This window comes from Rhizobium sp. BK376 (genome assembly GCF_004341625.1).
GTDB lineage: Bacteria > Pseudomonadota > Alphaproteobacteria > Rhizobiales > Rhizobiaceae > Rhizobium.
Genome location: NZ_SLZG01000026.1, coordinates 15,823 through 37,718 on the forward strand (window position 1 = coordinate 15,823; position 21,896 = coordinate 37,718).

Consider the following 21,896-nt stretch of genomic DNA (forward strand, 5'->3'; position numbering starts at 1 on the left):
GTTTCGCATGCTCAGGCAATTCGGCATAAGGGCTGCCTGGTAGCGCCATAGCATGGAGGGCCGCCCTTGGAGCGGTTCAATGTCGTGGCGACTGACACCTTGACGCCAAATTCATATGGGCGATGGGCCTTTCCCTTTCCGATGCATTCAACTTCGTCGGCATGCAGGCTGTAGATCTTGCGGCCGCGCGGACGCTGCTTCTGCTCCAGGAGTGTCTTTGCCTGATAGAAAGGCCAGATCAAGATAGCCTTGAGTTGCTCGTCGCCGGCGATCTGACGCTCGATATCGCGGACGACGCGTCCCAGATACGTCTTCAGCTTGCGCAACGCCTTGCCGGCCCGCTTGAATTGTTTGGCATGGGCATACCGCTGATGCTGGATCAAGACGAATTTGCCCAGCCGAACATAGGTCTGGCGCAGATCGAGCCCCACCTTTCTGGCCGCGCGCACGAGCCGCTCCCGTTCTCGGTGAATGAGCTTGGCATCGGTCGGAAACATTACGTTCTTGGGCCGAACGGTCGTGTCGACGATCACCTGTCGCGTGTCCGACGGCTTCATTGCACCGCTCTTGACCGCCACCGCAAGGCTGTCCTGGAGAAGCGCCTTTATCGGATCCTCGCCCATGCGCTGGCGCCAGCGTGTCAGCGACGAGCGGTCGAAGGGCAATGTGTGCTGGAAGAACGTCTCGCCACAAAAGTATTGAAAGTACGGGCTGTCGAGATAGCGAGCGCAGACTGCCTTATCCGACAGGTTGAACGAATGTTTGAGGATTGCCAGCCCTGCCATCAGCCGGGTCGGCAACGGCGGCATGCCAGGCCCATCCGAATAAACTTCCCCAAACCGTTCTTCCAGAAACGACCAGTCGATCGTCTGCGCCAACTGCACCAGTTCGTGCTTCAAGTCGATGATCTGGTCGAGGCGGGATCTGAACAGATCACCTTCACCCGTCTCGCGTCGTTCAACAGGCTTGGACATCGACCAGCTCCGATTCGTCGCGATATGGGAAGTGAATCACGCTTCGATGGCTGACAAAACCGAAATCTGAAATCGGAAGAAAACAGATCGAAAACATACCATACCTGGCGATATCGATTACTGGTCAGAGTACAATATAACCGAAATATCAATCGCTTCCGGATACTTCACGGACGACTAAAAAGGCGGCAGCAGACCAGTTGCTCCGAAAAGCAGGCGTTCCCGAACTGCTGATCAATCGTTTTTTAACCGAGCGCGATCTTGCCACGGGAAGTAAAAGATCAAAACGAGATGCCACAGCGGTAGTCCTTGATGAGTTGGCCAAGGCCGAAAATGCTCCAGCGGGCGCTGCCTTCGTACCGGCTCACCCAGTCACGCCTCGCGACCGAGGTCACAGACTTCCACGCAGTGCCGGAAATTGCTGCGGCGGTGCAGTCGTTCGTCATGTCCCGCGAAGCCGTGCCGGGCATCTATGTTTATTTCGACGTTGGCGGCGGCACGGTCGATGGCGTCGCGTTCAACTATTTGAACTCCCGGGGGGAGCGCCGCATCAACTTCTATTCCGGCAAGGTCGAGCCCCTTGGTGTCTTCGCGATTGGAACGGCCCTCTCGAAGGGAACCTCCGCCGAAATCGATGCTGTGACACTGGAGAATCTGCTGAAAAGCTGTGCGCCATCGGCTCTGGCCGAGTTCGTTCAGAGAATTCGCAGGCTCGTTGGGTACGTCATCATGACCGCACGGCAGAAGGACGGCCGAAACTGGCAGGAAGACGCCTTACAGAGTGCCGACTATGAGAGAAAGTTCATCAGCAAGCTGTCGACTTCCCATATGCGCCCGCTGATAGCTTTCATGGGTGGAGGTGGCTCGAAATCCGGGTGGTACAAGAATTCGATCGAGTCCACCTACAAGGCCTTCCAGCACCACAATGCGAGGGCTCCGCCTTACAAGCTGGTGGAGGTTCCCCGGCCCAAGGACTTCATCGTGCCGAAAGGCAGCGCCGACGAGTTTATTCGCTTCGCCATCTCCTGGGGCCTGTCGTTCCTCTTCGGAGAGGGGCCGGACATAGGATTGCCGAGCCAGTTCGACGAAGCCGAAAAGCCTCGCCAGTGGACGCCTCCCCGTGCGTTCGACTACGCGGACAGCAAGGACTACTGCTAACCGGAATATGCGGACGCGCCGGCTTGCACTTCTCCCGCCGGCGCACTGCCGGTGGGCTTCTTGCTCTCGGGAGTGCGTCACAATGACGATCACCTCCCGAAGGCGAGCCTTGCCCTGGAAGAGACGATCCGCGGCGCCGATTGAGCGAGATGGGTCGTGCGGATACCCCATTTCTAGGGTACTGCCGGAGAAGGTAATTTAGATAAAATTCAACGATTTCGTTTCATACTATCAAAACTAATTGGTTTGTCGCGCGGGCAGAGGCCTGGGACAGGAGAGGTTTTGATGGATGAGACGAAGATAAAGCGGCCGTTATGGATTCGCATTACCGCTTACGGCTTTGCAGCCGTGCTTTTCGCCAGCATTGCGATTGGCGGTCTCGGCTACTATCGGCAGTCTGAGATGAGCGAGCATGCGCTGCAGGCTGAGCTCGACAGCGACCTCGACGTCTTGCAAGCGGACATGACCCAGCAAAAGCATGCCGCATCTGCCCTTGCTCTAGCGTTGGCAGGCGAGCCCGATGTCGCGGACCTCATCCAGTCGAACGCACGCGAAAAGCTGATTGCCAGGTATTCGGCCAGCCTGCCGGCGATCACAGCGGCCAGCGGTCTGAAGCAGCTCACCATCACCGACGCCAAGGGCGTGGTCGTTGCCCGCATTCACACCCCCGAGATCTTCGGTGATTCAATCACCGGCCGTCGCAAGACGATCGCCACCGCCGTCAGCCAGGGCAAGCTCGTAGCCGGCACCGAACCCGGCCGCGTTGCACTCAGCATGTTTGGCACCGCGCCGGTTATGAAGGACGGCAAAGTGGTTGGCGTCGTTGACGTCGGCACCGAGCTTACCAATCTCTATTTCGGACCACTCGCCAAGAAGATCGATGCCGATGTGGCAGTGCACATCAAGAATGGTGACAAGTTCGACAAGCAGGCCTCGACATTTGCCGGCGATTCCATCTTGTCGCCGGACGACCTGCAGGCAGCCTTCGACGGAAAGTCCGTCCGTGAATACGATACGGTTGGCGACAAGACGTTTGCCGTCGAGGCCGTGCCGCTCTCGGATTTTTCCGGTACCAAGGTCGGCGTGCTTGAGATCGCCTCGAACGTGACCCCTCTGATGGAGGCACAGAGCCAGGCGTTCTGGACGACGATTGCTGCGACCATCGTCGTATCGATCCTGTCGCTGATCGGCTTCCTCGTGTTTGCACGGTCCCTGGGGGGGCTCATTCGCGGTCTTACCGATACGATGGGCCGTCTTGCTGTCGGGGACCTTGCCGCTGAAATAAAGGGCTATGGTCGTTCCGACGAGATCGGCGCCATGGCGAGCGCGCTGCAGGTCTTCAAGGAAGCCGCGAACGAGAACAAGCGTCTCGAACATGAAGCGGTCGAAGCACGGCGGGAACAGGAACTCCAGCGCGATCGCCAATCCATGATCGATAATTCCAAGGCAGAGGATCTCCGGTCCTTCGTCTACGCCATCGAAAATGGGTTCAACGCGCTGTCGGCCGGTGATTTGACCGTTCGCATGGATGGCACCGTTGCACCCGAGTTCGAGCCGATCCGGGCCAAGTTCAACGGCAGCGTCGCCGATCTCGAGCAGGCGATCGGGTCTGTAGTCGGCGCCGTCGGAACGATCCGCGGCGGACTGCAGGAGATTTCCAGCGGATCCAACGATCTTGCCAAGCGCACCGAGCAGCAGGCAGCAAGCCTCGAGGAGACGGTTGCCGCCTTGGGCCAGGTGACGGCGGCGGTCAACGAGAGCGCCAAGGGCGCCGACCAGGCCCAACAGGTGGCTGCTGCCGCCCAGCAGAAGGCCGAGCGTGGCGGCGAGATCGTCGCCAGCGCAGTCGACGCGATGGCTGCCATCGAAGGGTCCGCCGAGCAGATCAACCGGATCATCGGCGTGATCGACGAGATCGCCTTCCAGACCAACCTTCTGGCGCTGAATGCCGGCGTCGAGGCAGCACGCGCCGGGGAAGCCGGTCGTGGCTTCGCGGTCGTGGCCCAGGAAGTGCGCGGGCTTGCACAACGCTCAGCCGATGCGGCCAAGGAGATCAAGACGCTGATTTCCACGTCCGCAACGCAGGTGAAGCGTGGCGTCGAGCTCGTGACGGCATCCGGCAAATCCCTCGACGAGATCGTCGCCGAGGTGGCGCAGATGAGCACCTTCGTCAACCAGATCACGGCAAGCACCAAGGAGCAGGCCGTCAGCCTGAGGGAAATCGCCTCTTCTGCCGATCACATGGACAAGGTGACGCAGCAGAACGCCGCCATGGTCGAGGAAACCACCGCGGCCGCCCAGAACTTGACATCGGAAACCGGCGCATTGTCTGAAATGATGGAGCGCTTCCGCACGAGTGCCTCTGCGCCCCGTATATCGGCTCAGCGGCCTTCTGTGGCAACGCCAGCTCCGGTTCGCGCCAAGCCTGCTGCTCGCACGGTGACGCAGCTTCGCAATGTCGGCTCCGGTGGCGCGGCACTTGCGTCAAAGACGGACGACTGGGAAGAGTTTTGAGTCGGAGGTTCGGTGGCACGAGTGCCACCGAACCGTCCCAAACGTTGAGACATCCTTCATTCCTGTGGCGAAACGTGGGAACGAAGATGTCCACGGGCCGGAGAAATGCCTCCGGGTCCTGATATATCCATTCGTGCTAATCAACTTTTATTACAAAGATCGAACAAACCGGCGCGCAGAATGTGCGCCGCAATATCATTTTGCATTGCAATATTTCTAATAAAAGCGAGGTAGCCTAGCTGCGCCTCGGGACGGATTTCAAGTTCTTCCCATGAAGAACCGTAAGCTTTTGACGACAGGCTATTCTTTCACATTCAGTGAAGTCGCAATAAATGACACAGATATGTCGCGGCCTGTCGTTCTAATACGCTTTTCGGGATAATAAAAAATCGCATATGAGAGAAGGCTTAACTTCATTTGCCCCATCTCGCGGCTGTAAAACCCCCTCTGAAATGTGGCCGCCACAAAATTTGGCTTAAAAAAACAAATTCTGACCATACACTCGTCGTTGCATAGCGCTACGTAAGCGACCGACTGCATTCCCGACCTATCGCCAAACATAAGTGGAGTCCCCTCTATGAAGTCTGCGACACGATCGGCCAATTCGGCTTTCTTCGACGCGATTGAATCAGGCGTCTTCCCCCCAACAGGGGGAATCCTGAAACGAAGTTTCGATATCACCGTGGCCTCTCTGGCCTTAGTATTCATCAGCCCGATCTTCCTCCTGCTCGTGCTGCTGGTGAAGTTCTCTAACAAGGGGCCTGTGTTCTATGGCCACCGTCGTATCGGCCATAATGGCCAAACCTTCCGCTGCCTGAAATTCAGGACGATGGTCGTCGATGGCGATCGTGTTCTCCAGGCCTATCTTCAGGCCAATCCCAAGGCCCAGGAAGAGTGGCGGGCAACCCGCAAACTGCAGGATGATCCGCGCGTGACAGCGGTTGGAGCCGTCCTGCGCAAGCTCAGCCTTGATGAACTGCCGCAGCTCTTCAACATCATTCGCGGCGAAATGAGCATCGTCGGTCCTCGCCCCGTGGTCGAGGAAGAGCTTGAGCTCTATGAAGGTGCCGCCGTCTACTACCTGCAGTCACGTCCCGGTCTGACCGGTCTGTGGCAGGTTAGCGGCCGCAATGACGTATCCTACGCTTCGCGCGTCGCCTTCGACACGCACTACGTCACGACATGGTCGTTGCGCAGTGACATGCTGATCATTGCAAGGACGATCCCTGCCGTCTGCTTCTCGCGCGGCAGCTACTGACCGACCAGCTGTCGGCAACAAACGAGAGCTGCGGCTTCCCCGATACCGGTGGAACCGCCATCTGGAAACAGGACAACTCTATGATCGAAATTCTGCCCCGCGGTAAGCCCGCTCGCGCGCGTGCATCTGTCCGCTGCGCCTCGCTTCTGCTTTTGGGCCTTTGCACCATGACGGCGACTGCTCGCGCGGAAACTCCCACCGCGTACCATCTCGGCGTCATGGACAAGCTTCGTATCCGCGTTGCGGAATGGCAGACGGCGGACGGAACGATCCGCGACTGGTCGTCGATCAGCGGCGACTATACGGTTGGTCCGACCGGTTCGATATCGCTGCCGTTCATCGGCGAGATGTCAGCCGGCGGCAAAACCCCAGGCGAGGTAGCCGATGCGATCGGTCTCAGCTTGCAGAAGCAATTCGGCCTCAGGGACCGTCCATCGGCCTCTGTCGAGCTTTCGCAATATCGCCCGATCTACCTGTCGGGCGATGTCCAAAACCCCGGCGAATATCCCTATATCCCCAACCTGACGGTCATCAAGGCATTGAGCCTGGGCGGCGGTCTGCGTCGGGCCGATGCCGGCCAGCGCTTTGCCCGCGATTTCATCTCCGCCAAGGGCGATGCCGCCGTCTACATGGCCGAGCGGGGCCGGCTGCTGATGCGCCGCGCCAGGTTGCAGGCCGAGATGTCCGGCAAGGACCAGATCGAGATGCCGCAGCAATTGCAGTCGCTTCCGCAGGCAGCGGACATGCTGGCGAGCGAGGCGGCCCTGATGCAATCGCGCGAAAAGCGGCTAAAGCTGCAAACGCAGGCGCTGGAAGATCTCAAGAACCTGCTTCAGAGCGAGGTGGAGACCCTCGCAAAGAAGTCGGATACGCAGAACCACCAACTCGACCTTGCCAAGGAAGATCGAGATAAGGTGGAAGATCTGGCCGAGCGGGGCCTTGCGCTCAGCGCTCGCAAGCTCACCGCAGAACAGCGGGCTGCCGACCTCGAAGCCGCACTGCTCGATATCGACACGAACTCGCTGAAGGCCAAGCAGGATATCAGCAAGGCCAATCAGGACGAGATCACCCTGCGCAACGACTGGGACAATCAGCTTGCCCAGGAAATGCAGGATACCGATACCCAGCTCGAATCCCTGCAGCTGAAGCTCTCCACCAGCCAGGCACTGATGCAGGAAGCCGTCGCCCAGTCTGCCGATGCGTCTAATCTGGGCGCGGATGGCAAGGGTGTGAACATCGAGTACAGCATCGTGCGCGAGCAGGACGGCCAGACCAAGGAGATCCCGGCGCAGGAGAACACCGAGGTTCTCCCGGGCGACCTGATCAAGGCTAGCTCCGGCCTTTACATGCGCTGACGGGGGCCCCAGATGCGGATTGCGAAGTCGATCATCGTCGAGCCTAGCCAGAACCTCGCCTATGGGGTGGTGGCGCTTGCGCTGTCCTTTTTCGTCTTCGCCTATTCCAGCTGGTTCGGGCAACCCTCGATCCTGCTTTACTACGCGCTTTGGTTTCCGCTGATCCTCATCGATTATCGCAATGTTCTAGGAAACTATCGAAAATACGGCTGGATATTTGCCTTTGGCATATTCACCTGCCTGACGATCTTCTGGTCGGCGGCACCGCCAGTCACGGCCCGTGCCGCCATCCAGTATATGACGCATATCATCTGCGCGCTGATTGCGATGCGCGTGCTGGATATCCGCTCCATGACGCTCGGCGGCGTTGCCGGGGTCGGACTGGTGCTGATCTACTCGCTGCTGTTCGGATATTATTCCTACGATGCGCTCGACGGCACCTTCAGCTTCGTCGGTGCGTTCGATTCCAAGAACCAGCTCGGCCTCTACGCTTCGCTCGGCATCTTCTTCTGCTTTGCCGCCATCTTTATCCTCGGCGAGCGGCGTATGTTGTGGCTGGGCGGTTGCGGCATTGTCGGCCTGATGTCCGCCTATTGCCTTATGGCATGCCAATCTGCGACCTCTGTCATCACGACCGCCGCCGTGCTGGCATTGCTGACCGGAATGCGCGTCATCCTTTTCCTGTCGCCGCAACAGAGAAAGCTGCTCTTTACGGCGGGCGCGACAGCCTTGGTCATTCTTGCGGTTGCAGGCGTCTATCTGGGGGCGGTCGACGCGATTCTCGGCGTCTTCGGCAAGGATTCGACGCTGACCGGCCGCACCTACCTGTGGCAGCAGGGCATCGAGGCAGCGAGCCGAAGCCCGTTCATCGGCATCGGCTACCAGGCCTTCTGGGTGCAGGGCTTCAGTGAGCCGGAGCGCCTGTGGGAAGAATTCTTCATCACCTCACGCGCGGGCTTTCATTTCCACAACACCTATATCGAGACCACCGTCGAGACCGGCCTCATTGGTGTGACTTTGCTCGCGTTGGTGCTGATCGTCGCCCTTTTCGGCCATCTGAAGCGGCTGCTGAGTGATATGCGAAACAACGAATCCTATATTCTCTTCGGAATATCGGCGCTGCTGCTCGTGCGCTCCTTCGTCGAGATCGATATTCTCAATCCCTATCACGTCGGCTCGTTTCTCCTGTATTTCACGGCGGGAAAGCTCACCGTAGCGAGAGCCAAGACCAACATCCCGTCAATCACCTATTACGATCAGATCGAGATGGCTCGATCGTAAGATCGCGCCCGACATCGTCGTTCCGGAAAGCAGCGCAGGGGAACCGACCTATTATGCCGTGGTATCATGCATGAAAACCCTTTTCGGGATCCAATATTTGCGCGCTTTCGCAGCTCTTGCGGTGGTCGTTTTTCATGCCGCTGAGCGTACCGGCGGGCAATTCCGGATAGGCGCAGCCGGCGTTGACGTCTTCTTCGTCATCAGCGGATTCATCATGTGGGTCATGAGCGCGCGCCGCCCGGTAACGCCCCTGCGCTTCGCTGTCGACCGCATTCAACGTATTGCACCCTCCTATTGGATCGTGACTGCGATCATGCTCGCCGGCGCAGTCGTCAGCCTGTTTCCGAACATGAGGCTGACTGCAGACCATATTCTCGGGTCATTCCTGTTCATCCCGGTCCGTTCGCCGAGCAATGGCGAGATATGGCCTGTCCTGGTGCAGGGATGGACGTTGAATTTCGAGATGTTCTTCTATGCGATCTTTGCGATCGCGCTCTTTTTGCCGCGACGGTTCCAATTGCCGTTCATCGGCAGCATCTTTGCCGTTCTCGTGGGGCTGGGCCTGTGGCTCCACCCTCAATCGCCGGTCTGGTTCACCTATACGCGGCCGATCATATTCGAGTTCGTCGCCGGCATCGTGCTCGCACAATTGTGGCTGACGGGAAAAATACCGAACGGAAGCTTCGGACTGCCTTTCATCGCCATTGGCCTATGCGGGTTTGCGGCGATCTATTTTCTGCAATTGGATTTCAATGAATTCAGCTGCGGCCCGCTTGCCTTCGCGCTCGTGCTTGGCATCGTTTCTCTCGAAGGCGGAGGCAAATTGCCGAGCATCCGGCCGCTCACCTATCTCGGCAACGCGTCCTATTCGATCTATCTCTGGCATACGCTTGCGATCTCGGTGATCGCGAAATTTGCGGTTTCGCACAATGTGCCGCCTGACGTGGCGACGCTTCTATCCGCCATTCTCGGCACGATCTTCGGTGTCATTGCATATGAGGCGGTCGAAAAGCCGCTGCGGACCGTCTTCAAATCGCTATCCTGGCGGCGCTCTCGTCCGTCGCCTGCCTGATTGGACAGCAATGCGGGATCGGTATCTGGCTTAGGAGACCGGCGGCTACCCGCCGGTCCCTTTGTCGTTTGTTCCGCGGTGTCACATGCGCCGGCGGCGCAGCTGGTCGAAATAGACGATCAGGATGATCAGCGCGCCTGTTATGATGCGCTGCCAGAAGGAATTGACGTTCAGAAGGTTCGCACCGTTGTTTATGGTCGCCAGGATGAAGGCGCCAATCAACGGCCCGTGGATCGAACCGATCGCGCCGAAAAGGCTGGTGCCGCCGATAACCGACGATGCGATTGCCTGCAGTTCCCAGCCGTCCGCCTGGGTGGCATTGCCGATGCCGATGCGCGAGGCGAGCAATACGCCGACGAAGGCGGCACAGGTCGCTGACAGGATGTAGGCGAGGTAGATGATGAGATCGACCTTTACGCCGGAAAGGCGCGCGGCTTCGCGATTGGAACCGACCGAGAAGAGATAGCGGCCCCAGCGGCTCAAATGCAGGAAGATGTAGCCGGGGATCGCGACAAGGATCACCATCCAGAACAGGCTCGGAATGCCGAGGAAATTGGCCGTTGCGAAATTGGTAAAGTCGTCGTTGGTGATGCTGATCGTCGACCCATTGGTGATCACAAGGCCGATGCCGCGCAGTGCCGTCAGCGTCGCCAAGGTGATGATGAAGGGCGGCAAGCCCATCTTCACGATGCCAAAGCCGTGAAACGCGCCAATTGCTGCGCCCAGAAGCAAGGTGAGGATGATTGATAGCCAGACCGGCACGCCGGCCTGGATCAGCCAGGCGATGATGACGCCGGTAAAGCCGACGATTGCGCCGACGGAGAGGTCGATGCCGGCGGTGATGATGACGAAGGTCTGGCCGACCGCAAGGATTGCCGTCATCGAACCCTGGCGAAGCAGGTTCGAGATATTCAGCGGCGTCCAGAAGCTAGTCGTCCACACACCCAGAAGGAGCCAGAGGAAAAGCAGCAGCCCGACGAGCGTCAGGCTGAAGAGAATGTTCATCCTTTTGCGTGGGGCCGGGGCGGCGTTTTCGGCGGAGCTGATTGTCATGGAATTCCTCCTCTTATTATATTTGTCTCAAACGCCGATGGCTTCGCCGAGGACTTCCTCGTGCGATGACTTGTGGTAGTCGTGGCTCGCGACGAGCTGGCCGCCGCGGAAGACGTGCAGCCGATCCGCCAGCTCGTAGACTTCAGGCAGGTAGGACGAGATCAGGATGATGCCTGCTCCATCCTTCAAAAGCTTGGCGAACAGGCGATAGATTTCCGCCTTGGTGCCGACGTCGACGCCGACGGTCGGCTCGTCGAAGATGAAGAGCTTTGCACCATGGCTCAGCCATTTGCCGATCACGACCTTCTGCTGATTGCCGCCCGACATGCTCGATACAGGAACGCGCCGGCTCGGCGTCTTGATGCTCAGGTCCTTGATCTGCCGGTCGGCATTGGCCGCCTCTTCGCCGTGGTTGATGATGGGGCCGCGGCTGAGCCGCTTGAAGATCGGCAGATTGATGTTGAGCCCGATCGGCAGGTTGAGGCAGAGCCCCTGGTCGCGCCGGCTCTCCGGAGCAAGTGCGATGCCGAGCTTCATGGCGTCGCTTTCGTGACGGATATCGACCTTCTTGCCTTGCCAGTAGATCTCGCCCGCAGACAGCGGTTGACGTCCATAAAGGCCCAGAGCGAATTCGCTGCGGCCGGCGCCGATCAGCCCGTAGAGCCCGACGATCTCTCCGGCGCGGACGCTCAGCGACACATCCGCGAAGCCAGGACCGGACAGTCCGCGTGCCTCAAGGAGGGTTTCGCCAATCGGAATCTCTTCCTTGTGATAGATCTGCTCGATCGAGCGATTGATCATCAGCGCGATCAACTCGTCGTCATTGGTCTCTGAAATGTTGCGCGTGCCGACATGGGTGCCGTCGCGCAGTACGGAGACGCGATCGGCAAGCTCGAAGACTTCTTCCATGCGATGGCTGATGTAGACGATAGTCACACCTTCGCTCTGAAGGCGGCGGATGAGCTTGAACAACTGGGCGGATTCCTGCCGCGTCAGATAGGCAGTCGGCTCATCGAAGATCAGAAATTGCGTGCCGCGCATCGCCGCCCGCGCGGTTGCGACCAGCTGCTGCTGGCCGATCGTCAGGGAGCTGAGCGGAACGGCAGCGGGCAGACCGAAGCCGAGGTCGTTCAGGACGGTTTGCGCCGCCTTTTCCATGTCGCGTTTGCGCATCAGACCGAAGCGGTTCATCTCGTCGCCGAGAAAGAGGTTTGCAGCGACGGTCAGGTGGGGGCAGAGCACCACTTCCTGATGCACAGCGTTTATGCCCCTTGCGATCGCCTCGTTCGGCGTTGCCAATTGAACCGGATGGCCGCACCAGTAAATCTCGCCGGCGGTGCGCCGGATGACACCGGTCAGAAGCTTGATCAGCGTAGACTTCCCAGCGCCGTTCTCGCCGACGATCGCGTGAATCTCTCCCGCCAGGAAGGTGATGGTCGCTGGCTTTAGTGCCTGGACGTAGCCGTAGTTCTTCTGGAGGCCTCTGAGCTCTAGAATGGGCGAACCTGCCGGAATGCGCGACGCCTCTGTCCGCTCCGCGCTGTCATCATGGCGGTGACTGATCTCTTCGAGGTTGGCCATGGAATACTCCTATCTCGCCGAACATGCGCCCGGCTCCCAAGAACATCGGAGGTAAAGGGAATGCCGTGCCCTTTGGAAGAGCACGGCATCGTTCGTTACTTGACCTTCGGGTTGATCAGGGCGTCGATCTTGGGATCGGACATGTTGGCCTTGGTCACGAGATTTGCGCCCGTGTCGACGTTGGCCTGTACGCTCTCACCCTTCGAGACGGCAAGGGCGGTCTTCACGCCGTCATAGCCCATGCGATAGGGGTCCTGCACCACGAGGCCGGCGAGGGCGCCGTTCTTCAGGAAGCCAATCGTCTTGTCGTCGCTGTCGAAGCCGATAACCTTGATCTTGTCGCCGAGCTTGTTTTCAGCGATCGCCTGGCCCACGCCCTGCGCCATGATCAGGTTGGAAGCGAAGACGCCCACGAGGTTCGGGTTTGCGGTGATCAGGTCGGTCATCATGTTGAGACCGGTCGTCGCCTGGCCGTCGGCATATTTATCGGCGACCACCTTGAAGCCCGGATACTTGGCCTTGATTTCTTCCATGAAGCCCTGGTGACGCTGGTCGAGGGAGCCGACGCCAGGCAGGCTGGTAATGACGGCGATTTCGCCTTCTTCCTTGCCCGTTGCGGCCTTGACGGCAGCGGCAAGGCCGTCGGCGGCGATGCGGCCACCCTGAACGTTGTCGGTCGTCAGGAACGACTTGAACGACTTGGAGTCGGCAGCCGAGTCGATACCGATGACAGGTACGGACTTGGCGGCTTCGTCAACCGGCTTGCCGAGTGCCTTGAATTCGGTCGGCGAGATGACGACGGCGGCCGGCTTGCCGGCGACGGCATTTTCCAGAATGCTGATCTGGCCGTTAATGTCGGATTCCGACTGTGCGCCAAGCTCCGGCACCTTTACGCCGAGATCCTTGCCGGCCTGGCGGGCGCCAGCGAGCACGATCTGCCAGTAGAAGGACGTCGTGTCCTTGACGATGATCGGGATCGTCACGTCTGCGGCGTAGGACGAGACAGGCATCATGGTGGCAAGCATTGCGGCGCCTGCGAGACCTGCAAAGGTACGGCGCGACAGAATGGATTTCGCGATGTTCATTTATTTTCTCCTCTCGATGCGCTCTTCTCCTGCGCACCGGACCGTTGAACGCGTTCGGCCGGCGCCATGGAGCCCCCAGGGCTTGTCCATGCATCATGCGGGCGGCCAAAACCGCACGCACAAGAACAGGTTTCCTCCTCCGTCAAGCCGCCGACCCTGGCGGCCCGATAGCTCTCAATTCCTCAGACGCGCACTGCATCCTCGCCAAGCGGCGGCGCGACCAAGGTCAAATCCTCAAACTCCGCATAAACGCCCTCGGCAATACGCGGCTCGAAAAGCTGCATGTTGCGGCGAAGGGTAGATGCCTTTGCTGTTCCGATCAGCACGGACGAAACGATCTTCTGCAGCAGGGGAAATTGCAGGGCGGGTGCTGCCAGCGGGAAGCCATGGCGGCGGGCGATTTCCTCCATCGCCGCAACCTTGGCAAGCACCGCTTCCGATGCCGGCAGATAATCGAAGTGCGATCCGGGTACAGGACCCGTCGCAAGGATACCTGAGTTGAAAACACCGCCGACGACCAGCGACGTTCCCTTCTTCTCGCACAGCGGCAGAAGCTCGGCGACCGCCGTCCGGTCGAGCAACGTGTAGCGTCCGGCCATAAGGATGCAGTCGAGATCGGCGTCGCGCATGACGTCCAGGCACACCGGAACCTCGTTGACGCCGAGGCCGAAGGCCTTGATCGCGCCGGACGATTTCAGCTCCTCGAGTGCCCTAATCCCGGATCCCAGGAAATCCCTCAAATGGGCGGCGTTGCGCGCCTTGCCGTGCGTGTAGCCGCCGATATCGTGGACATAGAGAATGTCGATGCGGTTCAGGCCGAGACGGGCATAGCTGAATTCCACCGAGCGCATGATGCCATCATAGGAATAGTCATAATCCGCATCGAAAGAGAGCGGATCGACATAGCTATAGTCCGGAACCGTGCCGGTCGGAACTGGCCGCAGAAGCCGGCCGACCTTGGTCGACAGCACATATTCGTCCTCGGGCTTTGCGCGCAGGAAGTCGCCGACATAGCGCTCCGCGAGGCCGAGACCATACCAGGGGGCAACGTCGAAATAGCGGATGCCGCCATCCCAACCCGCCTGCAGCGTCTCCATAGCCTGGTCGCGAGGGCAGGCTTGATAGAGACCGCCCAGCGCCGCAGCGCCCAGGCTGATCTCCGTGACCTCAAGGTCCGTCCTGCCGATCTTTCGCCTTTGCATCACTCCTCCCTGAGCGAGCTGATCCATCGTTGAACGCGGAAATTTCCTCCCGCGCTTATAAACTAGAGCGTTGCTCCCAGATGCCACGGCACGAATTCGTTATCGCCGTAGCCAAAGGCCTCGCTCTTGGTCTTCTTGCCCGAAGCGATCTCGATGATCAGTTCGAAGATCTCGCGGCCCTTTTCCGCGATCGTCACCTCTCCCGTGGCGATCGTCCCGCAATCGATATCCATGTCCTCTTCCATCGCACTATAAAGCGCGGAGTTGCTGGAAAGCTTGAAGGACGGGGCAGGGCGGGAACCGAAGCAGCTTCCTCGGCCGGTAGTAAAGGCGATCATATTGGCGCCGCCAGCCACCTGGCCTGTGGCGGAGACCGGATCGTAGCCTGGCGTGTCCATGAAGACGAGGCCGTGTTCGGTGACGCGCTCGGCATAGCCGTAAACGGCGGTCAGCGGCGAGCGTCCACCCTTGGCAACGGCGCCCAGCGACTTTTCGAGAATGGTCGTCAATCCGCCACGCTTGTTGCCCGGAGAAGGGTTGTTATCCAGCGAAGCGCCATGCAGCGCTACATAGTTCTCCCACCAGGTAATCTTCTCGTCGAGTTTTTTGGCAACGTCGTCACTGACGGCACGATTGCGCAGCAGATGCTCGGCGCCATAGATTTCCGAGGTTTCGGACAGGATGGTCGTGCCGCCGGCGGCGGCAAGAAGGTCGGAGGCTACGCCCAGCGCCGGATTGGCAGTGATACCTGAAAAGCCGTCCGAGCCGCCGCACTGCAGGCCGACGATGATCTCGCTGATCGAGATCGGTTCGCGGCGAGCCTGACCTACCTCTTCGCAGATTTCCTTGAGCACGCCCATGGCAAGCGCAACGGCGCGGCGTGACCCGCCCGCGTCCTGAATATTGAAATGACGCTTGCTGGCACCGGCACCGGCCTGTCCGTAAAGCGTCAGCTGGTTGACCTCGCAGCCGAGGCCGATCATCAGCACGCCGCCGAAATTCACATGGCGGGTGTAGCCGGCGATCGTGCGGTGCAGCGTGTGCATGCCGTCGCCGGTCGAACTCATGCCGCAACCTTGGTCATGGACGATCGGCACGAAGCCGTCGATGCCGTCATAGTGCGGAAGCAGCGTGCGGTTTGCCTCTTCCGCGATGGCGCGGCAAACCGTGGTGGAACAGTTCACGCTGGCGATGATGCCGATATAATTGCGGGTGGCTGCGCGGCCGTCGGCGCGGCGATAGCCCAGGAAGGTGCGCGTCTTGTCCGCCGCCGTTGCGGCTTCGGGGGCTGCCGCCTCGGTTGCCGAAAGGCGATCGTTTTCGAAATGCAGATTGTGGCTGTGGACGTGATCGCCCGCCTTTACCTCTGCCGTCGTGCGCCCGATCGCCTGGCCATATTTGATAACAGGCGTGTTGAGCGGGATGTCACGAATGGCAACCTTGTGGCCGGGGTCGATCTTGGCGCGGGTTAAAACGCCGTTTGCGATCGGCTGCTCCGACGCGATGGCTGAGATTGCGACTGCGACATTGTCGCCGTCGGACAGGATGATCCAGGGCTGCCTGTTCACGGTCCTCTTCCCTAAGAACGCGGTCACTTCATTGGCGATCGCGGATTGATTTTGTTTTTTATCTACAATAAACATTTTGGTGTCAACGGGCAATATAGCGCGTGACAGGGAGAACAGCCGAAGGCAATAAGCGCTTGGATAACAATGCGCGTGGTGTCGTCCTTTCAAGATTTGACCGCTTTTTCGATGCCATCAGGACATCCGGCCAAATCGAGCGCATCACATGAGCGAGGGGTAAAATGGCGAGGCAAAACACGCTCTTCAAGGAAGCGTTCAACCGCTATGCGGCATTCCTGACGCCCGATGCCGCCCTTCCGTCGGAGCCGGAAATCGCCGCGCAACTCGGCATCAGCCGCAGCACGGCGCGCGCTATCCTGATGCGACTGAGCGACGCAGGCATCATTCGCTGGAACAAGCGGCAGAAAATCGTGCTGCGGCAACCGACCGATGCCGACCTCTTCCCGGAGGAGGAAACGAACTCTCTGCACGATATCATCGAGCGGCAGTTCATGCTGCGCATCCTTTCCGACGACGCGCAGCCCGGCATGCAGATCAACGAGTTGGAGCTTGCCCGCGAGATCGGTGCCGGGACGACGAGCGTGCGGGAATTCCTCATCCGGTTCAGCAGGTTCGGATTGATCGAGAAGCGCCCGAACAGCCATTGGATCCTGAAAGGGTTCACCCGCGAATTCGCGCTTGAACTGGCCGATGTGCGCGAGATGTTCGAGCTGCACTCTGCATCCGAATTTGGAAAGCTGCCGGCAAACCACTCCGCCTGGACAGCACTTACGGCGATCAAGCGCGAACATCAGGAGCTGCTCGACGGTTTCGACGAGCGCTACCGCGACTTCTCCCAGCTCGACGAGAAGTTCCATCTTCTCATCCACGGAGCGTCTCGAAACCGCTTCATCGCCGATTTCTACGATGTCATCTCGATCGTCTTCCACTATCACTATCAATGGAACAAGGCGATGGCGCGAGAGCGCAACTCTCGCGCCATCGCCGAACATCTCGATTATATCGAGGCTCTGCAGTCACGCGACAACGAGCGGATCGACAAGGCCTGCCGCCTGCATCTGAGTTCCGCGCGGCAAACCCTGTTGCAGTCCATCCCCCAAAATACAAACGAAGAGGCAAGCGACTCGTGAAGACCCCAATCTTGCAGTTCGGCACCAGCCGCTTCCTCCAGGCGCATGCCGACCTCTTCATCAGCGAAGCCATGGAAAGGGGAGAGGCCCTCGGACCCGTGACGGTCGTTCAGACCACGGGTTCTGCCGAGCGTGCCGAACGCCTGAAAGGCTTAGCAGTCGAGGGAGGATTTCCCGTCCGCATCCGCGGCATTGAAAACGGTCAACCGGTCGATCGCATCCAGCGGGTGACGAGCGTGCGCCGAACCCTGTCCGCTTCTGCCGATTGGGCCGAGGTCGAGCGCGTCTTCGTCGAAGAGGCGGATCTCGTTCTCTGCAACACCGCCGATCGCGGTTACGACATCGCTGACGAGATGGACCTGCTGCCGGAAGATGTTCCTGCGTCCTTCCCGGGCAAGCTGACGAAGCTGCTGCATGCGCGCTTTCGGCTATCGGGAAGCGGGATGACGATATTGCCCTGCGAACTGATCAGCAAGAACGGCGAGGTTCTGCGCGGCATCGTCAGGGAGCTGGGGTCTCGATGGTACCAGGATGCGCTCTTTGACGGTTGGCTCGAAAAAGAGGTGATCTTCTGCAACACGCTTGTCGACCGGATCGTCTCGGAATCGCTGTCGCCGGCAGGAGCCGTCGCAGAGCCCTATGCGCTTTGGGCCATTCAGCGGGTTGAGGGGCAGGTCTTGCCCTGCAGCCATCCCGCAACCGTGGTTGCCGAGGATATCGGGCCGTTCGAACGGCTGAAGCTCTTCATCCTCAATCTCGGCCATACGGTTCTCGCCAATCGCTGGATCAAACAAGGCAAGCCCAGAGATCTCATGGTACGGGAAATCCTCTCCGATGTGTCGACGCTGGATTACCTGCGATCGATCTACGAGAGAGAGGTGATACCCGGCTTTGCTGCGATGGGCATGGCCGATGAGGCGAGGGAATACGTGGCGACCACGCTCGAGCGCTTTGCGAACCCGTTTCTGGATCATCGCCTCTCCGATATTGCGCAAAATCACGAGGAAAAGATGCGCCGGCGTCTCGGAGGGTTTATCGCTTGGTCGGGCGCGGATGCGCCGACATTGAAAAGCATAATGGAAACAGCAGCGTAGGCTCTGTTAAAGCCAAAGACGAGAAGCAGTCAGTTTCGCTGGCGATCGAATTCGGGGAGTTCTTTCTTGGAGCGCCTGGGCGAAAGGCTCGGATGCTTCAGGAGCATGCTTCCGACCGCCACGATGACCGCAAGCAGGCTTGCTCCGAATGGCGCGACGAGAATCGCCACATATACCCCGTAGGGTAAGACGAGGGCGATAGTAGCAAATCCGCCAACCAGCAGTGCTGCAATGATATTTCCCATGCGGGGCCCGCCTTCAGCCAATTCTTACGGATTATGTAATCATAATTCTTTACAAGGTGAATAGCTTTTTAGACTTATAAGCCGAAGATTTGTTCAAAATGGGGCTTCACCAAACCATGAAAATCCAGATCGATCTCCATGGTTTGGTTCGAATAATCTGACTTATTCAGTGAAAGCCGAAGGCGTGACTTTGGCGGTGAGCTTAGCTTCTGCCGAACTCGTCGACGAGGCGGATGATGTCGTCTTCGCCGAGGTAGGAACCGGTCTGGACCTCGATGAGTTCGAGCAAGATCTTGCCGGGGTTGGCGAGACGATGCACTTCACCGAGCGGGATGTAGACCGACTCGTTTTCGCGCAGCATCTGGACGTTTTCGCCGATGGTCACCTCGGCGGTGCCCTTGACCACGATCCAGTGTTCGGAGCGATGGTGATGCTTCTGCAGCGACAGCTTCTTGCCCGGCAGAACGAAGATGCGCTTCACCTGGAAACGATCACCGTTAAGAACCGACGTATAGCCGCCCCAGGGACGATAGGAGGTCGGATGGGTCTCGGTGAGCTTGGACGTCTTCTTGTGGCCGGCGAGCAGCTTGACGAGCTTGCCGACTTCCTGGCTATCCCTCAGATGGCCGACATAGACGGCATCTTCGCTGGCGATGACAGCAACGTCTTCCAGGCCCTGCACTGCCAGATGCACGCCATGCGTCATGACCAGCGAGTTCTTGGTGTTGACCAGCGTCGTGTCGCCGGCGGCCACGTTGCCGTCGGCATCGCGCTTGCCGACCTTCCAGACGGAATCCCAGCTGCCGAGATCCGACCATGTGAAGGGTGAGGGAACGACGGCAGCATTTTCCGTCTTTTCCATCAGCGCATAGTCGATCGATATGTCTGGGCTCTTGGCGAAGGCTTCGGCATCGAGACGGGTGAAGTCGAGGTCGCGCGTTGCCTTTGAGACGGACTTGGATGCAGCCTTTTCAACCTCGGGTGCATATTCCTTCATCTCGGACAGAAGCTGGTCCGCCGAGAACATGAACATGCCGGAATTCCAGTAGAACCCGCCGGCCGCGATCATCGCTTCGGCCTTTTCCAGCGGCGGCTTTTCGACGAAGCGCTTGACCACATGCGCGCCGGTCGCAAGGCCCTTGCCGCTCTCGATATAGCCATAGCCGGTTGCAGGTTCCGTCGGCGCGATGCCGAAGGTGACGAGCTTGCCGGCGACAGCCGTATCGCGTGCCGTGCGAACGCAGTCGAAATAGGTCGTGCTGGCGTCGATCTCGTAGTCCGAGCCGAGGACGTGCATGACGGCATCCTTGCCGAACAGTTCCGTCACCAGCGTGGCGGCCGCGGCAACGGCAGCCGCCGTGTTGCGGGCGACAGGCTCCAGCAGAACACCGGCAAGCTTGATGTTGAGTTCGCGCGCCTGCTCGGCGACGAGGAAGCGGAATTCCTCGTTGGTGAGGACGATCGGCGCCTCATACAGCTCGGGATCCGAGACACGCGTCAGCGTGTTCTGGAACAGCGTCGTGTCGCCGATGAACTGGATGAACTGCTTCGGCGCGCTGGCGCGAGAGAGCGGCCACAGCCGTGTTCCCTTACCCCCAGCCATGATCACCGGCACGATTTTGCCTACCATATGTCCCTACTCCTTGAAACTCTCGTTTTCTAAAGTGATCAGATATTCAACGCGCCCAGGCGCGGATGAGATCAAGCCCCTGGCTCAGCAAGGCCTTGGCGTCGTTCTCGTCCCTTGCCTCCACGTAGCAGCGCATTTCAGGCGCGTTGCCGGATGGGCGGAAGTGAATGATGCGTCCGTCCGCAAGCGTCACCCTCAAGCCGTCAATATCGCTCTTGGATGCGACCTTGCCAACGGGCGCAAGGAAGCCCGCGAGATTGTCGTCCGACTGGCGCAGATGCGCCATCAGCGCGGCGCTGGTCTCGACGGCGAAATTCTCCAGGCGGTCGGCCGCAGCGAACGGCAGCTTATAGGAGGCGGAGACGGCCGAGAGCGATCGGCGTTCGCTGGCCGCTGCATAAAGCGTTGCAAGGATCGGAAGGAAGCTGTCGCGCGTTGGCAGCGCCCGCATCGGCTGTCCCTCGACAATGAACCGGCTCGCCGTCAGCGTGCCGCCATTGGCCTCAAAGCCCATGACGTTCTGCCGACCGGCGGCCAGCGCTTCGTCCATGCCGGCGATGACATAGGGAGACCCGACCCTGGTGCGAAGCACTGAATAGGATCCGGCCGCCTCGATGCCGGAATTGGAGGTGACGGGCGTGACCACGACTTCGGCGCCGAGAAAATTGGCAGCGATCAGGCCGAGCAGGTCGCCGCGCAGCGGTTCGCCGGTCTCATCCGAAACGAGCGGGCGGTCGCCATCGCCGTCGGCCGAAACGATGGCATCGAGCTTGTGCTCAAGGGTCCAGCGCTTGAGGTGATCGATCGTCTCCTGCGAGACGGCCTCGGTGTCGACTGGGATAAAGCTTTCGGAGCGGCCGAGCGCGACCACTTGCGCTCCGTAATGGGAAAGGACCAGGCCAATCATGTCCCTGGCGACGGTGCTGTGCTGGTAGACGCCGACCGTCAGGCCGACGAGACTGTCAGCCGGCAGCAGGGCGGTATTGCGCTCGAAGAACAATGCTTCGGCCGCAGCGCGCCTGTCCTCGGCCTGCGCCGGCGCGTCGTCCAGCGGACCGTTCCCGATGGCATTCGCCTCGGCCGTTATGGCCAGCTCGTCGTTCTTGTCGATCTCACCGTCGGGCCGGTAGAATTTGATGCCGTTGCGGTCAGCGGGGATATGGGAGCCGGTGACCATCAGCGAGGCGGCCTTGAGCTCCAGGCCGTAGAGGGCAAGCGCCGGCGTTGCGATCGTTCCGAAATCGATCGGCTTCAATCCCGCCCGCGCCAGGGCGCCGATGCAGGTGGCTGCGATGTCGGGGCTGGAATCGCGGAAATCCCGGCCGACCAGGATTGGATCCCCCGCTGCGGCAAGGCCGCTCTTGAGAAGGTGTCTTGCAAAAGCCGTAGCATAGACCGCAGACGCCCGACCCTTCAGGTCGACCGACAGACCGCGCAGACCGCTGGTTCCGAATTTCATGTCCGTTCCCGCAAATATAAACACTCTAATTAGCTTTGAGTTCTTTATGCAGAACCCGCAAATCTATAAAAGCCGTTGTGTGTAAATCGCAATACACATTCCATTTGTAAGTTTCTTTAAGGCCCGCCAACAGCGGAAATATCTTTTTAATGTTAACGCGCGTCGGGCAGGGACCTCAATATAGTCAGGGCAGTCGAAGCGTAAGCGCCCAAAACTGGC

16 protein-coding genes and 1 pseudogene are annotated in these 21,896 nt (G+C 59.5%); 8 read left to right on the forward strand and 9 right to left on the reverse strand.

Going from position 1 to position 21,896, the window contains the following annotated elements; all coding sequences use genetic code 11:
* Positions 1–25 precede the first annotated feature (25 nt).
* Positions 26–974, reverse strand: a pseudogene (locus EV561_RS31225) (IS5 family transposase); the annotation flags it as partial.
* A 312-nt stretch (positions 975–1,286) separates the two neighbouring features.
* Between EV561_RS31225 and EV561_RS31230 the strand changes: the two are divergent.
* The 6 genes from EV561_RS31230 to EV561_RS31255 all read left to right on the forward strand — a co-directional run bounded on the left by EV561_RS31230 (position 1,287) and on the right by EV561_RS31255 (position 9,612).
* Positions 1,287–2,132 carry a hypothetical protein gene (locus EV561_RS31230; RefSeq protein WP_132527801.1) on the forward strand — a complete coding sequence of 282 codons (846 nt, stop codon included), beginning with the start codon at positions 1,287–1,289 and terminating at the stop codon, positions 2,130–2,132.
* Positions 2,133–2,417: 285 nt separating this feature from the next.
* On the forward strand, positions 2,418–4,646 hold the full coding sequence (locus tag EV561_RS31235; protein ID WP_132527802.1) for a methyl-accepting chemotaxis protein: 2,229 nt from the start codon (positions 2,418–2,420) through the stop codon (positions 4,644–4,646).
* A gap of 577 nt (positions 4,647–5,223) precedes the next feature.
* On the forward strand, positions 5,224–5,904 hold the full coding sequence (locus EV561_RS31240; protein WP_132527803.1) for a sugar transferase: 681 nt from the start codon (positions 5,224–5,226) through the stop codon (positions 5,902–5,904).
* 80 nt (positions 5,905–5,984) lie between these two features.
* Positions 5,985–7,259 (forward strand): polysaccharide biosynthesis/export family protein, encoded by a 1,275-nt coding sequence (locus EV561_RS31245; protein ID WP_132527804.1) that lies wholly within the window; start codon positions 5,985–5,987, stop codon positions 7,257–7,259.
* A gap of 12 nt (positions 7,260–7,271) precedes the next feature.
* Complete coding sequence (locus EV561_RS31250) at positions 7,272–8,540, forward strand: O-antigen ligase (protein WP_132527805.1); 1,269 nt, start codon at positions 7,272–7,274, stop codon at positions 8,538–8,540.
* A 70-nt stretch (positions 8,541–8,610) separates the two neighbouring features.
* Positions 8,611–9,612 carry an acyltransferase gene (locus tag EV561_RS31255; protein ID WP_132527806.1) on the forward strand — a complete coding sequence of 334 codons (1,002 nt, stop codon included), beginning with the start codon at positions 8,611–8,613 and terminating at the stop codon, positions 9,610–9,612.
* 81 nt (positions 9,613–9,693) lie between these two features.
* On the opposite strand, the gene EV561_RS31260 is transcribed toward EV561_RS31255, so the two are convergent.
* The 5 genes from EV561_RS31260 to EV561_RS31280 form a co-directional block, all read right to left on the reverse strand.
* Complete coding sequence (locus EV561_RS31260) at positions 9,694–10,665, reverse strand: ABC transporter permease (protein ID WP_132527807.1); 972 nt, start codon at positions 10,663–10,665, stop codon at positions 9,694–9,696.
* Positions 10,666–10,692: 27 nt separating this feature from the next.
* Complete coding sequence (locus tag EV561_RS31265) at positions 10,693–12,246, reverse strand: sugar ABC transporter ATP-binding protein (protein WP_132527808.1); 1,554 nt, start codon at positions 12,244–12,246, stop codon at positions 10,693–10,695.
* Between the two features lie 95 nt (positions 12,247–12,341).
* The gene (locus tag EV561_RS31270) at positions 12,342–13,331 is read right to left on the reverse strand and encodes an ABC transporter substrate-binding protein (RefSeq protein ID WP_132527809.1); all 990 of its coding nucleotides are present in this window, start codon (positions 13,329–13,331) and stop codon (positions 12,342–12,344) included.
* 182 nt (positions 13,332–13,513) lie between these two features.
* On the reverse strand, positions 13,514–14,533 hold the full coding sequence (locus EV561_RS31275; protein WP_132527810.1) for an aldo/keto reductase: 1,020 nt from the start codon (positions 14,531–14,533) through the stop codon (positions 13,514–13,516).
* Positions 14,534–14,595: 62 nt separating this feature from the next.
* Entirely contained in the window at positions 14,596–16,101 is a 1,506-nt protein-coding gene (locus EV561_RS31280) for an altronate dehydratase family protein (protein ID WP_132527811.1), read from the reverse strand.
* Between the two features lie 239 nt (positions 16,102–16,340).
* On the opposite strand from EV561_RS31280, the gene EV561_RS31285 reads away from it, so the two are divergent.
* Together EV561_RS31285 and EV561_RS31290 are read left to right on the forward strand one after the other, a co-directional pair.
* The gene (locus EV561_RS31285) at positions 16,341–17,249 is read left to right on the forward strand and encodes a GntR family transcriptional regulator (protein ID WP_132527812.1); all 909 of its coding nucleotides are present in this window, start codon (positions 16,341–16,343) and stop codon (positions 17,247–17,249) included.
* Positions 17,246–18,343, forward strand: coding sequence for a mannitol dehydrogenase family protein (locus tag EV561_RS31290; RefSeq protein ID WP_132527813.1), 1,098 nt, complete (start codon positions 17,246–17,248; stop codon positions 18,341–18,343). Before EV561_RS31285 ends, EV561_RS31290 begins: the two co-directional genes overlap by 4 nt.
* Before the next feature lie 29 nt (positions 18,344–18,372).
* On the opposite strand, the gene EV561_RS31295 is transcribed toward EV561_RS31290, so the two are convergent.
* The 3 genes from EV561_RS31295 to EV561_RS31305 form a co-directional block, all read right to left on the reverse strand.
* Positions 18,373–18,588 carry a hypothetical protein gene (locus tag EV561_RS31295; protein WP_132527814.1) on the reverse strand — a complete coding sequence of 72 codons (216 nt, stop codon included), beginning with the start codon at positions 18,586–18,588 and terminating at the stop codon, positions 18,373–18,375.
* 202 nt (positions 18,589–18,790) lie between these two features.
* Positions 18,791–20,218: a mannose-1-phosphate guanylyltransferase/mannose-6-phosphate isomerase gene (locus tag EV561_RS31300; protein ID WP_132527815.1), complete on the reverse strand. Its 1,428-nt coding sequence runs from the start codon at positions 20,216–20,218 to the stop codon at positions 18,791–18,793.
* Positions 20,219–20,264: 46 nt separating this feature from the next.
* On the reverse strand, positions 20,265–21,677 hold the full coding sequence (locus tag EV561_RS31305) for a phosphomannomutase (RefSeq protein ID WP_132527816.1): 1,413 nt from the start codon (positions 21,675–21,677) through the stop codon (positions 20,265–20,267).
* Between the last annotated feature and the right edge of the window lie 219 nt (positions 21,678–21,896).

Bases quoted from the DNA above. Each gene is read 5' to 3' on its own strand.
- EV561_RS31270 (WP_132527809.1), bottom strand. From the start codon at position 13,331: ATGAACATCGCGAAATCCATTCTGTCGCGCCGTACCTTTGCAGGTCTC.
- EV561_RS31300 (WP_132527815.1), bottom strand. From the start codon at position 20,218: ATGGTAGGCAAAATCGTGCCGGTGATCATGGCTGGGGGTAAGGGAACA.
- EV561_RS31260 (WP_132527807.1), bottom strand. From the start codon at position 10,665: ATGACAATCAGCTCCGCCGAAAACGCCGCCCCGGCCCCACGCAAAAGG.
- EV561_RS31250 (WP_132527805.1), top strand. From the start codon at position 7,272: ATGCGGATTGCGAAGTCGATCATCGTCGAGCCTAGCCAGAACCTCGCC.
- EV561_RS31265 (WP_132527808.1), bottom strand. From the start codon at position 12,246: ATGGCCAACCTCGAAGAGATCAGTCACCGCCATGATGACAGCGCGGAG.
- EV561_RS31305 (WP_132527816.1), bottom strand. From the start codon at position 21,677: ATGAAATTCGGAACCAGCGGTCTGCGCGGTCTGTCGGTCGACCTGAAG.
- EV561_RS31245 (WP_132527804.1), top strand. From the start codon at position 5,985: ATGATCGAAATTCTGCCCCGCGGTAAGCCCGCTCGCGCGCGTGCATCT.
- EV561_RS31295 (WP_132527814.1), bottom strand. From the start codon at position 18,588: ATGGGAAATATCATTGCAGCACTGCTGGTTGGCGGATTTGCTACTATC.
- EV561_RS31285 (WP_132527812.1), top strand. From the start codon at position 16,341: ATGGCGAGGCAAAACACGCTCTTCAAGGAAGCGTTCAACCGCTATGCG.
- EV561_RS31240 (WP_132527803.1), top strand. From the start codon at position 5,224: ATGAAGTCTGCGACACGATCGGCCAATTCGGCTTTCTTCGACGCGATT.
- EV561_RS31255 (WP_132527806.1), top strand. From the start codon at position 8,611: ATGAAAACCCTTTTCGGGATCCAATATTTGCGCGCTTTCGCAGCTCTT.
- EV561_RS31235 (WP_132527802.1), top strand. From the start codon at position 2,418: ATGGATGAGACGAAGATAAAGCGGCCGTTATGGATTCGCATTACCGCT.
- EV561_RS31230 (WP_132527801.1), top strand. From the start codon at position 1,287: ATGAGTTGGCCAAGGCCGAAAATGCTCCAGCGGGCGCTGCCTTCGTAC.
- EV561_RS31275 (WP_132527810.1), bottom strand. From the start codon at position 14,533: ATGCAAAGGCGAAAGATCGGCAGGACGGACCTTGAGGTCACGGAGATC.